Below are 12910 nucleotides of genomic sequence, written 5' to 3'. Positions count from 1 at the left end.
GCCCACGACGTCCCCGGCCATGACGCCCCCGGCCACGACGCCCCCAGCCACGACGCCCACGACGCCCCCCGGGCCATCGAGGCGCGTGGCGGCGGCAGCGGTCCGTACCCCGGCTCCGGCGGCAGCCCGTACGGCAGCGGCCCCTACGGCGACGGGCCCACGCAGGGCGGCCACGCGCAGGGCGGCCACACCGGCGGCGCACCGGCCGGAGGCACGCACGACGCGCTGCGCGCCGACTCGCGGCGCAACTCCCCGCAGGTCCCCGCCGCCGTCGGCGGGGGCGCCGGGGCCGGCCGGTGGGACGACATCGTGGCCAACGGCCCCGTTCCCGCCTACCGGGGCCCCGCCACCCCCCTCGCCGCCGAGCGCGCCCGGCAGGCGCGCATCGCGGTCGTCGGCGCGGTCACCGAGCGCTGGGCGCCGGAACAGGCCGGGCCCGTCCACGAGAACTGGCAGCTCGCACCGCCCATCGGGCCCGCCACCGACCTGTGGGCGCTGGGCGCCCTGCTGTACCGCGCGGTGCAGGGCCACGCCCCGTATCCGGAGGAGAGCGCGATCGAGCTGGTGCAGCTCGTCTGCGCGGAACCGCCCGCGTTCGCCGAGGAGTGCGGGCCGCTGCGCCCCGTCGTCGAGTCGCTGCTGCGTCAGGACCCCACCGAGCGGCCGGACTTCGAGGAGCTGCGCGGCTGGCTGCGTTCGCTCGTACGGTCCGCGCCCGAGCCGGAGGCCGGTCTGGACGTCGTCACCGTGCCGTCCGACGAGACGCGGCTGCCGATTGTGCGCCGCCGGGGCGAACTGGTGCGCAGGCGGCGCCTCTGGGGGCGTGGTCGCGACGCGGAACACGGCCGCCACCGCCACAAGAAGGGCAAGGAACGCAAGGACCCGGGTGGCAGGAGCGGCGGCGGCGACTACGTCGAGCAGCGCTCCGTCCTCCCCGGGGCCGAGGAGAGCTACGAGCGCGCCGAGAGCGACGAGCGCTATGAACGCCCCGAGATCTTCGAGAGCCTCGGCCGCCCGGAGCCGGTCGGTTCCCACGGCCCGGCCGATCCCGAGGACCGCGTCGAGCGCGGCGCCGGTCGTGCCGCCCAGGGGCGCGCGCCCAACGCCCTCGGCCGTACCCTGCTGCTGCTGATACTGCTCCTCCTGGTGGCGGTCGTCGTGTACGCGGTGCTGTTCATGCCCAAGTCCGACCCGGGGCAGCGGGGTCAGAGCGTCGGCGAGGCGACCCCCGGCGCGTCCGGCGCGCCGCAGGACCCCGGCGGACAGCCGCCCGGGGAGGAGAGCGCCACCACGGCCCCGCCCGCCTCCGGCAGCCCGGACAACCCCAACACCTCGGCCCCCCAGACCTCGGGACCCGCCGCCGACGTCGCCAAGGGCTACGCCCTGCGCGAGGACACGGAGGGGTTCCGGATAGCCGTGGACAAGACCTGGCAGCGCCGCCCCATCAACGACAGCGGACAAGTCCGCTACCTGGGAGGCGACTTCACGCTCATCGTCGTCCCTGGCCGGGACACCGTCGCGCAGAACGGCTCCGATCCGATGGCCTATCAGCGCGACAAGGAACGCGAGATACAGCCGTACCGCGACTCCAGTTGGGCCAGCGCCTCGGGGCTGCGCCGCGTCGACGTCGGGCAGCAGGCCATGGCGGAGGGCCAGTACACCTGGCAGGACAGCAGCGGCCGACAGGTCTTCGTACGCAACCTCGCGATGATCATCGGCGGCCGGTACCACGTCATCCAGGTCATCGGTCCCGAGGACGAACGCGACAAGGTCGGCGAGATCTACCAACAGGCCATCGGGGCCTACCGCGTCACCGGCTGACGGACCGTGCTGGGCACGCGGACCGCGCCCACCGTCCCCCGGCTCCGGATCGGAGCGTTGCGCACCCCTGTTCACCTGCTCGTTCCCGGCCGCGTGCGTCACGGTGCTGTCTCCATGACCGCCCCGAGGTTTCGTGTTGACGCTCCGCTCCGTAATCTGTGAGCCCAAGGAACGGGGCATGAAAGTGGAGCAGTCGCAGGGGACGGGTCCGGGATCGGGTGCCGGACGCACCGGAAACGCCGGAGCGGACGCCTCGGCCCGGCAGGGCACCCAGAGCGGATCGGTGCTCGCCGGACGCTACCGACTCGGCGAGAGCATCGGCAGCGGCGGCATGGGCCGGGTGTGGCGCGCGCACGACGAGGTGCTGCACCGCGTCGTCGCCATAAAGGAGCTGACGGCCGGCCGGTTCGTCTCCGAGGCCGACCGCGCCGTGCTGCACGAACGGACCCGCAAAGAGGCCCGCGCCGCCGCCCGCATCACCCATCCCGCGGTCGTCACCGTCCATGACGTCCTCGACCACGACGACCGCCCGTGGATCGTCATGCAGTACGTCGACGGCCCCTCCCTCGCCGACGCGGCGAAGGAGGCCGGTTCGATCGACGCCCGCGAGGCGGCCAGGATCGGGCTCGCGGTCCTGGAGGCGCTGAGCGCCGCGCACGCCGCCGGAGTGCTGCACCGCGATGTGAAGCCCGGCAACGTCCTGCTCGCCCGGGACGGCCGGGTCCTGCTCACCGACTTCGGGATCGCGGCGATCGAGGGCGACAGCACCATCACCAGGACCGGCGAGATCGTCGGCTCCATCGACTATTTGGCGCCCGAGCGGGTACGGGGCCGCGACCCCGGTCCCGCCTCCGACCTCTGGTCGCTGGGGGCCACCCTCTACACCGCCGTGCAGGGCACCTCGCCGTTCCGCCGCTCCTCCCCGCTCTCCACGATGCAGGCCGTCGTCGCGGACGAGCCGGACCACCCCGACCGCGCCGGGCCGCTCGCTCCGGTGATCGCCGCGCTGCTGCGCAAGGATCCGGACACGCGCTCCGGAGTCGGCGAGGCCCGGCACCTGCTGCGCGAGGTGGCGGCGGGCGGCTCGCCGAGCGTCGAAGAGCCGCACGACGCGACCGTGACCGTACGGCACGACACCCCGCCCCCCTCCGGCACCGCGCGGCTGCCCGCCGACGGCACCGTGCCCGGCGCCGGGTATCCCGGGGCCGAACAGACGCCGCGTTCGCCCGTACCGACGCCGTCGTCCCTGTCGGGTCCTTCGTCCCTATCGGGTCCTTCGTCCCTATCGGATTCTTCGTCCACATCGGGTCCTTCGCGCATACCGGGGCGGGGGACGGTGAGCGGTGCCGCGTCCGTATCCCCGCAGACGCCCACGTCCCGGTCCCGGCTGCCGGCGGACCCCGGCTCCGGCCCGGGTTCCGGTTCCGGCCCGGGTTCCGGCTCCGGTTCCGCCGGTGGGCGGGCCGGGCGCCGCCGTAGCCGGTTGCGTACGACGGCCGTGGCGCTCGCCATCGCGGCGGTCCTCGGCGGCGGAGCCGGTTTCCTCGCCCTGAGGTACCCCGGGATCGTAGGCAGTGGCGGCACCGGCGACGCCGGTCACCCGACCTCCGTGACCAGCAGCGACCCCGCGTCCGGGGATCCCACGGACGACCCGGATCCCACGGCCGCCCCGGAGCCCGCGGACGGCTGGGAGCGCGTCGAGGCGCCCGAGGGCTTCACCCTCAACGTCCCCGAGGGCTGGGAGCGCCGGACCGACAGCGACCAGATCGACTTCACCCCCGACGGCGGGGTGCATCTGATCCGGATCAGCATCTCCTCGCCCGACTTCGCGGACCCGTACTCCCACATGCAGAGCCTGGAGAAGCAGCTGCAACGGCTGCCGGACTACGAGCGCGTCGAGATGGCCCCCAACTCCTTCCGCGACGCGAAGCGTTCCGCGCGCTGGGAGTTCATCTGGAACGAGAAGCAGGACGGCACACAGAGTCGGCACGCCATCGACCAGATCTACTACTCGGACGACGACAGCACCGAGTACGCGATCTACATGTCAGGACCGGAAGAGGACTGGGCGACCATCCGCGAACAGTTCGGCACGGTGCTGCGCAGCTGGCAGCCGCCGGAGTCGTAGGACGCGGACCACCGCGCCGCGCCACCCGCGCCCCGCTGGGCCCACCCGCCCGGTCGAAAGGTGTTACCGGCGGGTACCCAAAGTGGTCGACGCGTCATACCCTCGGCCCCATGACGGACTCGAAGCGGGCCACCGCCACCCCGTCGGGCCACTCCTCCGACGATGACGACTTCGCCGGCGACGGCGACCGCGAACGCGACGGCAACCGCGACGCCGACCGCGACTTCGACGCCGACCGCGACTTCGACTACGACGTGATCGTGGTGGGCTCCGGCTTCGGCGGGGCCGTGTCCGCGTTACGGCTGACCGAGAAGGGCTATCGCGTCGGCGTCCTGGAGGCGGGCCGCCGCTTCACCCGCGAGACCCTCCCCAAGAACTCCTGGGACCTCAAGAACTACCTCTGGGCCCCCGCCCTCGGCCTCTACGGAATCCAGCGCGTCCATCTCCTCGGCAACGTGATGGTGCTGGCCGGTGCCGGGGTCGGCGGCGGTTCGCTCAACTACGCCAACACGCTCTACGTTCCGCCCGCCGCGTTCTTCGACGACCCCCAGTGGGCGGGCATCACCGACTGGCAGCAGGAGTTGAAGCCGTACTACGACCAGGCCGCCCGGATGCTCGGCGTACGCCTCAACCCCACCATGACCGCCTCCGACGTCCATCTGAAGGCCGTCGCCGAGAAGATGGGCGTCGGCGACAGCTTCCACCTCGCCCCGGTCGGCGTCTTCTTCGGGGACGGCGAGGACGCGGACGGCGCCGCCACGGCCCGGCCCGGCCAACCGTCGTCCGACCCGTACTTCGGCGGCGCGGGCCCCGCCCGCCGGGCCTGCACCGAGTGCGGCGAGTGCATGACGGGCTGCCGGCACGGCGCGAAGAACACCCTCACCGAGAACTACCTGTACCTGGCGGAGCGCGCCGGAGCGGTCATCCACCCCATGACATCGGTGATCGCCCTCACGGACGGCGGCGAGGACGGCCTCCGCGTCACCACCGTACGGACGGACCGACGGCGCGCGGGCCGTACAGAAGTCTTCCGCGCCCCCCGGGTCGTGCTCGCGGCGGGTACCTACGGCACCCAGACCCTCCTGCACACCATGCGGGACCGGGGCCTGCTGCCCCGGCTCTCCGCCCGCCTCGGCGAGCTGACCCGCACCAACTCCGAGGCGCTCGTCGGCGCGCAGACCGACGACCGGCGCTACCGCGCACGCCACGGGGCGCCGAAGGCGGACTTCACCCGGGGCGTCGCCATCACCTCCTCGATCCACCCGAACGGCACCACCCACGTCGAACCGGTGCGCTACGGACGCGGATCCAACGCCATGGGCACCCTGTCCATCCTCCAGGTGCCCTACGGTCAACGGCGGGTCCGGGCCTGGCTGGCACACGCCGCCCGGCACCCGGGGCTGCTGCTGCGCTCCTTCTCCTCCCGCGCATGGTCGGAACACACGATCATCGGCCTCGTCATGCAGTCGCTGGACAACTCCCTGACGACCTACCGCAGACCGCGCGGCCCCGGCAAGGGGCTGCTCACCGCCCGCCAGGGCCACGGCGCGCCCCACCCGAAACAGATCCCCGAGGCGACCCGGGCCGCCACCCTCCTCGCGGCGGAGATCAACGGTTTCGCGGGCAGCAACGTCGGCGAGCTGATGGGGACACCGCTGACCGCCCACTTCCTGGGCGGCTGTGCCATCGGCGCCTCGGCGGACGACGGCGTCATCGACCCGTACCACCGGCTGTACGGGCATCCCGCGATCTCGGTCGTCGACGGTTCGGCCGTCTCGGCCAACCTCGGGGTCAACCCGTCCTTGACGATCACGGCCCAGGCCGAGCGCGCGATGTCCTTCTGGCCGAACAAGGGCGGGACCGACCCCCGCCCCGAACAGAGCGCGGACACCGCCTATACGCGGCTGCCCCCGGTCGAACCCACGCACCCCGTGGTCCCGGCGGAGGCGTTCGGCGCGCTGCGGCTGCCGTTCCTGGGGATGCCGCGGATGCCGCCGCGCGACGGCGCGGGACGGCACCGGACCTGAGCGGACGAGCCCACCCCCCTCGCCCCCACGCCCAACGTCCCATGAGCGCATGAGCGCATGAGAGAGGCGCTGCACCCCCCTCCGAGTGCAGCGCCTCTCTCTTTTCGCGCGCGTGACACGAGGCGCCGTGGGCGCTACGGGTCACGTCGTACGTGTGTGGGTCACGCCGTGGCGTCACCGTCGCGACGGCGCTTCATCGCGAACATCACGCCGGCACCGGCGAGGATGGCGATGCCGCCGACCGTGCCGATGACGGGCACCATCGAGGAGGAACCGGTCTGGGCGAGCGTGCCGACCGGCTTGATCTCGTTGTTGCCCGCAGGCTTGACGGGAAGCGGCTTCTTGCCGCCCTGCGGCTTGGCGTCGTTGGGCTTGCCCGGGTCGGTACCGGCGGCGATGATCTCGAACTCGTAGAAGAGGTCCTCGCCCCCCGCGTCCACGCACGTGCCGTCGTCGTTGACGTAGGTGCCGATGGTGAGCGCGTAGGCGAGACCGGCCGGGGCGGACTTGTCCACGCTCAGCCGCAGGTCGATGGAGAAGGACTCCTTCGCCTTGACGTCGGTGAAGCCCAGGTAGCCGACGCCCTCGTCATCGAAGTCGAGGGAGATGTCCGTCCACTTGCCGGACTCGGGGTCCTTGAACTGGAGGGTCAGGTGGTCGCTGTTGATCCACCACGGTGACTTCTCGTCGATCTGGGCGGCGAAGACGCCGAGGTCCAGACGCTTGTACGCGTTGTCGCTCTTGTTCGAGACGTTGAGCTTGAAGGAGTGGAAGCCGCTGCCCGCGACGATCTTGTCCGGCAGTCCGCTCAGGCTGGTGTTCAGGTCGGAGTCGACGGCGTAGTCCACGTCGCCGTTCTCGTCCTCGTCGTACTCGCACTCCTGGCGGCCGTCGTCCGGTCCCGTGGACGGCGAGGTGCTGGGCGAGGTACTGGGCTCGGGCGATTCCTGGGAGGCGCTCGGGCTGGGCGAGCCGCCGTCACCGGGCTCGGCGGGCTCCGAGGTCTCGGGCGCGCCGGAGGACGGCTCGGACGCGCCGTCGCCGGGCTCCGTCGTCTCGTCGGCGGACTCCGAAGCGCCTTCGGTGGGCTCGCCCTCGGAGCCGTCCGAGGTCCCCGGGGCGGGGGAGGACTCGCTGGGCGAGGGAGACTCGGTCGTCGCCGTGTTCTCCTCGCCGGTCGCGAAAGCGGCCGGAGCGGAGAAGAAGGCGGCGGGGGCTATGACAGCGGTCGCGGCAGCGACGGCCATAGCGCGGCGGAGCTTCATGGAGACCTCAGCGAAGTTCGGCGCACCACCGATGTCGGGCGGCGCGTAGTCGTTGGGCCCTCCCAGATGGGGGTCACGGGTGAGGCCGTTGGTTTCGCATGCAAGACCTGTGTCCTGTGGGAATGGTTGTACCGGTCTTCACAGAATCTTTAAGTGGTGTGCGTCACGTGTGAAGGCGTCGATGTCGGGAGCGAGGCGCGAAAGTCGGCCCCATGCGATGCATATGGCGCTGAATTCACTGTCCGGCCAGGTCGGTCGGTACGACCGTCGACCGTCACGGGCTCAAGGCAGCGTCACCGACGTCGAAGAGCCGCGGGTCGTATGGTTCGGCCCTGAGCGCGGATCCGGGGCGGCACCGGACGTGGCATCTGGCGCGGGCACCGGACGTGGCACCTGGCGCGGCACCGGACGTGGCACCGGGGGCGGGCCCGCTGGAGGAGTGACGATCTCGGCGCTTAGACGAGCGGCCGACCCCGGGCGTCCCCGGAGCCGGCCGTTCGTCGTGTGACCGGGCTGCTGTCCCCTGCCGACCGGTCACGGTCGCCGGGACGAGGTCCCACGGCGCACTTGCGAGGTGCGTCGCACGTCCCGGCGGAGCCACGCTGGTTCCTCTGTGTCCGCGCGCCCGGACAGTTCAACGAAGGCGGGGTACGGGCGGTCACGCGCCGTACGGGTGAGAGCTGGTCCCGAACGTGTCTGCGGGTGCCCGGGGCCCGCCGCCCGGTTCACCCGGTCATACGCGGCCCCGGCTCAGCTCCAGCAGCGTCATCGCCAGCGTCGTGCCCGGCTTGCCGAGGGCGTCGCTGTAGTGGGCGAGGATCTCCATCTCGCGGGAGAGGTTGACCCGGCGGCCGCCGGAGGTGATCCGGGCGTCCTGAATGACCGCCGAGATCGCGATCCGTTCCTGGACGAGACCGATGATGCGGTCGTCCAGGGCGTCGATGCGCTCGCGCGCGCCGCCGATGACGGCGGCGGCCTCCTCGGTGCGGGCGCCGGTGTCGGGGGTCGTGGCCGGGGCGGCGCCGGTCGGGTTGTTCCGCTTGTTCCGCTTGTTCCGCTTGTTCCGCGTGGCGGTCATGTCGGTCATGTCGGTGTCCTCGGTTCGGGGCGGGGGAGCCGCGGGCCCCGAACGCGACAGGCGCCCCGGGCCTTGTCGGCCCGGGGCGCCTGGGAAGTCGCTTGTCAGCTCAAGCAGCACGACCATGGCAGCCGGACGGGCCGGTGCCATAGGTAAAGACGTAGGTCAGGTGCTCGCGCATGCGCACAGTATGGACCCGGTGCCGGTGTGCCCGGCAACGCGGGTTCGGATGGTGAGACGAAAGGGCCGTCCCCCGGGCGTTGTACGAAGGTCCGCACCGGCGGCCGGGCACTGTCCCCGGGGTGTGGCGGGGCCCCGTTAGAATCGAGGCATCAGCACCCCCCTCATTTCACCGCCGGAAGGCCGCCCCGTGCCAGCAGCACCCCCCGCCGCCCCCGACGTCGTTCTCGTCGTCGACTTCGGCGCGCAGTACGCCCAGCTCATCGCCCGCCGCGTCCGCGAGGCCCGGGTCTACAGCGAGATCGTCCCGTCCACGATGCCCGTGGCCGAGATGCTGGCCAAGAACCCCAAGGCGATCATCCTCTCCGGCGGCCCGTCCTCGGTCTACGCCGAGCAGGCCCCGACCGTGGACCGCGCGCTGTTCGAGGCCGGGGTGCCCGTCTTCGGCATGTGCTACGGCTTCCAGCTGATGGCGACCGTGCTCGGCGGGACCGTCGACAACACGGGGGCGCGCGAGTACGGCCGTACCGAGCTGCGGGTCTCCAGGACCGACTCCACGCTCTTCGAGGGCACCCCTGCCGAGCAGGCCGTATGGATGTCGCACGGCGACGCCTGCTCCGCCGCGCCCGCCGGGTTCACCGTCACCGCCGCCACGGACGTCGTCCCGGTCGCCGCCTTCGAGAACGACGAGAAGAAGCTGTACGGGGTCCAGCACCACCCCGAGGTGCTGCACTCCACCCACGGACAGCAGGTCCTGGAGCACTTCCTCTACCGGGGCGCCGGCATCGAGCCGAACTGGACCACCGCGAACGTGGTGGACGAGCAGGTCGCTCTCGTCCGCGAGCAGGTCGGCAAGAAGCGCGCCATCTGCGGGCTGTCCGGCGGCGTCGACTCGGCGGTGGCCGCGGCTCTCGTCCAGAAGGCCATCGGATCCCAGCTGACCTGCGTGTACGTCGACCACGGGCTGATGCGCAAGGGCGAGACCGAGCAGGTCGAGAAGGACTTCGTCGCCGCGACGGGCGTGCAGCTCAGGGTGGTCGACGCGCAGGAGCGCTTCCTCGCCGCGCTGGCCGGGGTCTCCGACCCCGAGCAGAAGCGGAAGATCATCGGCCGTGAGTTCATCCGGGTCTTCGAGCAGGCCCAGGCCGAGATCGTCGCCGAGGCGGGCGCGGAGGGCGAGGACGTCGCGTTCCTCGTCCAGGGCACGCTCTACCCCGACGTCGTCGAGTCCGGCGGAGGCGCCGGCACGGCCAACATCAAGTCGCACCACAATGTCGGCGGGCTCCCCGACGACATCGAGTTCGCACTCGTCGAGCCGCTGCGCAAGCTGTTCAAGGACGAGGTCCGGATGGTCGGCCAGCAGCTGGGACTGCCGGACGAGATCGTCCAGCGCCAGCCCTTCCCCGGCCCCGGCCTCGGGATCCGTATCGTCGGCGAGGTCACGCGCGACCGTCTCGATCTGCTGCGCGAGGCCGACGCGATCGCCCGCGAGGAGCTGACCGCCGCCGGTCTCGACCGGGAGATCTGGCAGTGCCCGGTCGTGCTGCTCGCGGACGTACGGTCCGTGGGGGTCCAGGGCGACGGACGGACGTACGGCCACCCGATCGTGCTGCGGCCCGTCTCGTCCGAGGACGCCATGACGGCCGACTGGACGCGGATGCCGTACGACGTACTGGCGAAGATCTCCACCCGCATCACCAACGAGGTCGCGGACGTCAACCGCGTGGTCCTCGACGTGACGAGCAAGCCGCCGGGGACGATCGAGTGGGAGTAGGCCCTCCCGGGCGCTCCCCGGCCCTCGGGTAGTGCCATCAACGCCGACGCCGTCGCTCGTTCTTATGGGCGGCGGCGTCGACCTTATGGGCGGCGGCGTCGACGTTCGCAGACCCGATTTCACCTGCGCACCGTGCGCACCACGCGCCCCATGTGCCTGTTGGGGAATGCCCTGCTCGATCAGGCGCCTGATGGCCTCGCCGTCGACCGTGGGATGACCAGCGGGATCGATCGCAAGAGCCGTCCGGAGCCGGACGTCCTGGTGTTCCGGGCCGAGGGTCAGGTGTACGTTCCGACCGGGATCCACCGCGAGCGGCTTCAGTTGAAAGAGCCATTTCCGATCGAGATTGATCTGACAGCGATCAATCGGCGTCGTTCCGTGCGGAGCTGAGACCAGCGGGGCAACACCGTAACGATGTTGTCACCCGCTCCGACCGGACAAACTTCGCGTACCCCTCCCACCGTGCGGGACAATTCCCTTGCTTTGCAAGGAAGTTCACTCACGGGGCGGGAAGGGCGGCAATCGGCGTGGCGGTGCAGGAGGCGGGGCAGGGCGCGCACGGCGGTGGCTGCACGTGCGAGGGCTGTCCGCACGGAGCCCGGGAGGGGCATCGGCGGGCGGTGGCCGCGTTCCTGGCGAAGCGGGACGCGCTGGCCGCCGGGCAGGGGCTGCCGGGGGCGGTCGCGCACTCGGTGGGGGCCTCCCGGCAGTGGATCTCCGACGAACTCACCGAGTCGGCGCGCGCCGTGGCCGATCGCGGCCGGGCGGCGGGTGACGCCTGGCTGCACGCCGTATGGCGGCGCACTCTGCTGGTCGTGTGGGGCTGCGTCGTCGCGCTCGCGCTCACGCAGGTGATCACCGTGATCGGGGTGGGCTGGTCGCCCGCGCGTACGGCGGGGCTGGTCTCGGCGCTGGTCGTCGCCGTGCCGCTGACCGTCGCCGCCCGGCTGCACCGGGCCCGCGGCGGGCTGCTCGCGCCGCTGATCGGCGAGGACAACCGGCTGTCGACCTCGCGGACCGTCGCCTCGGCCTGGGTGCTGCTCGTGGTGTTCGCGGTGCTCGTGCTCGCCTTTCAGCTCGCGGGCGCCTCCGCGCACGACCGGCGCGACACGCTGATCGCCGGACTCGACCTGGCCAGGGGAGCGGGCATGGTCGCCGTCCTGGCCGTGGTGTGCGCCATCGCCGTGGTCGTACGCCGTGTGGTGTCCGACCGGGTGCTGGCACGGCGGCTGCAGAAGGTACGGGCCGAGCGGCCCCGGCTCGCGGATCTGCTCTGCGACGACGGCGGTCGCGGCAGCTTCACCGATGTGCAGTACGTCCTGGTCAACGGCGTCGCGGTGTTCTTCGCGGCCGTACGGCTGGCCCGGCGGCCCGAGCAACTGCCCGATCTGCCGTGGTCGCTCGCGCTCCTGGTCGTCGTCTCCGCCGCCACCTACTTCGCCGGGAAGTACGCGGAGGGCGGGCGGCCCGTCATCCTGTCCGTGGTGCGGGTCAGGGAGGCCGGCGATCTGGACGCTCCGGTCCGAACCGGCGACGACATCGAGATCCGGGGCGTCGGCTTCGTGCCGCCCGGTGCCGGAACGCCGGACCGGCTGGCGCGGATGGTCGTACGGATCGGCCCGGTCCACGTCCATGTGCCGTTGGTGCCGGTCCCCGGCGGCTTCGCCAACCCGGCGGACACCTGCCTCACCGTCCCCGTCCCCGTCGAAGTGGAGCCGGGCGCGGTCGAGGTACAGGTCGTGACGGCGGCCGGGGTGGAGACCAACCGCGTGATCGTCGAAGTCCTGGACTGAACCGCGTCGCGCTCGCGACCGCGCGGCGCCCGGCCGAAGACAACCCAACGATCACAACTGAACGAATTCGGCAGGTTGTTATTCGGCTTTGGTGCGGGCTGGTTCACTGGGGGGCCTGAAGTGTTCGCGCGCGTGCGTGGACCGACAGGGGAGAGGCGGACCAGCGATGACGTTTGGCTACCGGACGGACACCTACGGGCTGGGGGTCGGCGGCGGCGACCGGGGCGGTCTGCGCGAGAGCGCCGCACGCTACGCCCTGCTCCCGCTGCGGATCTTCCTCGGTGTGACCTTCATCTACGCGGGCATCGACAAGCTCACCCAGAGCGGGTTCCTCGCCGCCACGGGCACCGGGTCCATCGGGGAGCTGATGCACGGCGTACGGGACAGCGCCGCCCTCCCCGCCCTGGTGGACCTGGCCCTCAAGAGCCCGACCGGGTTCGGATACGCCATCGCCCTGGGCGAACTGGCCGTCGGCCTCGGCACTCTCTTCGGAGTCTTCGCCCGGCTCGCGGCGGTCGGTGGCGTCCTGATCTCGCTCAGCCTCTGGCTGACGATGAGCTGGCAGAGCACCCCCTACTACTACGGCAACGACCTGCCCTACCTCATGGCCTGGCTGCCGCTCGTGCTGGCCGGTGCCCCGGTGTTCTCCCTGGACGCCGTGCTGGCCGGGCGACGGCGTCGGATGCGGTAGTTCACCCAGGCCACCAGCGCCCCCAGACACAGGCCGCCCCCGACCACGGCCAGGGCCAGATACCACGGCGCCTGCCAGACACCCGCCGCGTCGCCCAGATACGGCACGGCCGCGCCCAGGGCCGTCAGCCCCACCACCAGCCGGCCCGGCTTG

At 72.0% G+C, this 12910-nt stretch carries 8 protein-coding genes and 1 pseudogene; 7 read left to right on the top strand and 2 right to left on the bottom strand.

Annotated features, from left to right (window positions below):
• The 3 genes and pseudogenes from DVH02_RS12985 to DVH02_RS12975 all read left to right on the top strand — a co-directional run.
• Positions 1–1821 (top strand): annotated as a pseudogene (locus DVH02_RS12985) (protein kinase); the annotation flags it as partial.
• Positions 1822–1999: 178 nt separating this feature from the next.
• Entirely contained in the window at positions 2000–3949 is a 1950-nt protein-coding gene (locus DVH02_RS12980) for a serine/threonine-protein kinase (protein WP_114623946.1), read from the top strand.
• A gap of 110 nt (positions 3950–4059) precedes the next feature.
• On the top strand, positions 4060–5976 hold the full coding sequence (locus DVH02_RS12975; RefSeq protein ID WP_114623945.1) for a GMC family oxidoreductase: 1917 nt from the start codon (positions 4060–4062) through the stop codon (positions 5974–5976).
• Positions 5977–6137: 161 nt separating this feature from the next.
• Here the strand turns inward: DVH02_RS12975 and DVH02_RS12970 are convergent, their stop codons facing one another.
• Both DVH02_RS12970 and DVH02_RS12965 read right to left on the bottom strand, forming a co-directional pair.
• Positions 6138–7223, bottom strand: coding sequence for an LPXTG cell wall anchor domain-containing protein (locus tag DVH02_RS12970; RefSeq protein ID WP_233518201.1), 1086 nt, complete (start codon positions 7221–7223; stop codon positions 6138–6140).
• A 751-nt stretch (positions 7224–7974) separates the two neighbouring features.
• Positions 7975–8319 (bottom strand): chorismate mutase, encoded by a 345-nt coding sequence (locus tag DVH02_RS12965; protein ID WP_114623950.1) that lies wholly within the window; start codon positions 8317–8319, stop codon positions 7975–7977.
• Positions 8320–8689: 370 nt separating this feature from the next.
• On the opposite strand from DVH02_RS12965, the gene guaA reads away from it, so the two are divergent.
• From guaA to DVH02_RS12945, 4 genes are all read left to right on the top strand, one after another.
• Positions 8690–10273 (top strand): glutamine-hydrolyzing GMP synthase, encoded by a 1584-nt coding sequence (gene guaA, locus DVH02_RS12960; RefSeq protein WP_114623943.1) that lies wholly within the window; start codon positions 8690–8692, stop codon positions 10271–10273.
• 132 nt (positions 10274–10405) lie between these two features.
• Positions 10406–10663: a hypothetical protein gene (locus DVH02_RS12955; protein WP_233518200.1), complete on the top strand. Its 258-nt coding sequence runs from the start codon at positions 10406–10408 to the stop codon at positions 10661–10663.
• 137 nt (positions 10664–10800) lie between these two features.
• On the top strand, positions 10801–12066 hold the full coding sequence (locus tag DVH02_RS12950) for a hypothetical protein (RefSeq protein ID WP_114623941.1): 1266 nt from the start codon (positions 10801–10803) through the stop codon (positions 12064–12066).
• Between the two features lie 166 nt (positions 12067–12232).
• Complete coding sequence (locus DVH02_RS12945) at positions 12233–12757, top strand: DoxX family protein (RefSeq protein ID WP_114623940.1); 525 nt, start codon at positions 12233–12235, stop codon at positions 12755–12757.
• The last annotated feature ends 153 nt before the right edge of the window (positions 12758–12910 follow it).

The sequence above is a fragment of the Streptomyces corynorhini genome, assembly GCF_003346515.1.
Taxonomy (GTDB): domain Bacteria; phylum Actinomycetota; class Actinomycetes; order Streptomycetales; family Streptomycetaceae; genus Streptomyces; species Streptomyces corynorhini.
Note: the sequence above shows the minus strand (reverse complement) of the source record. Positions and strands in the feature narration are given on the sequence as shown.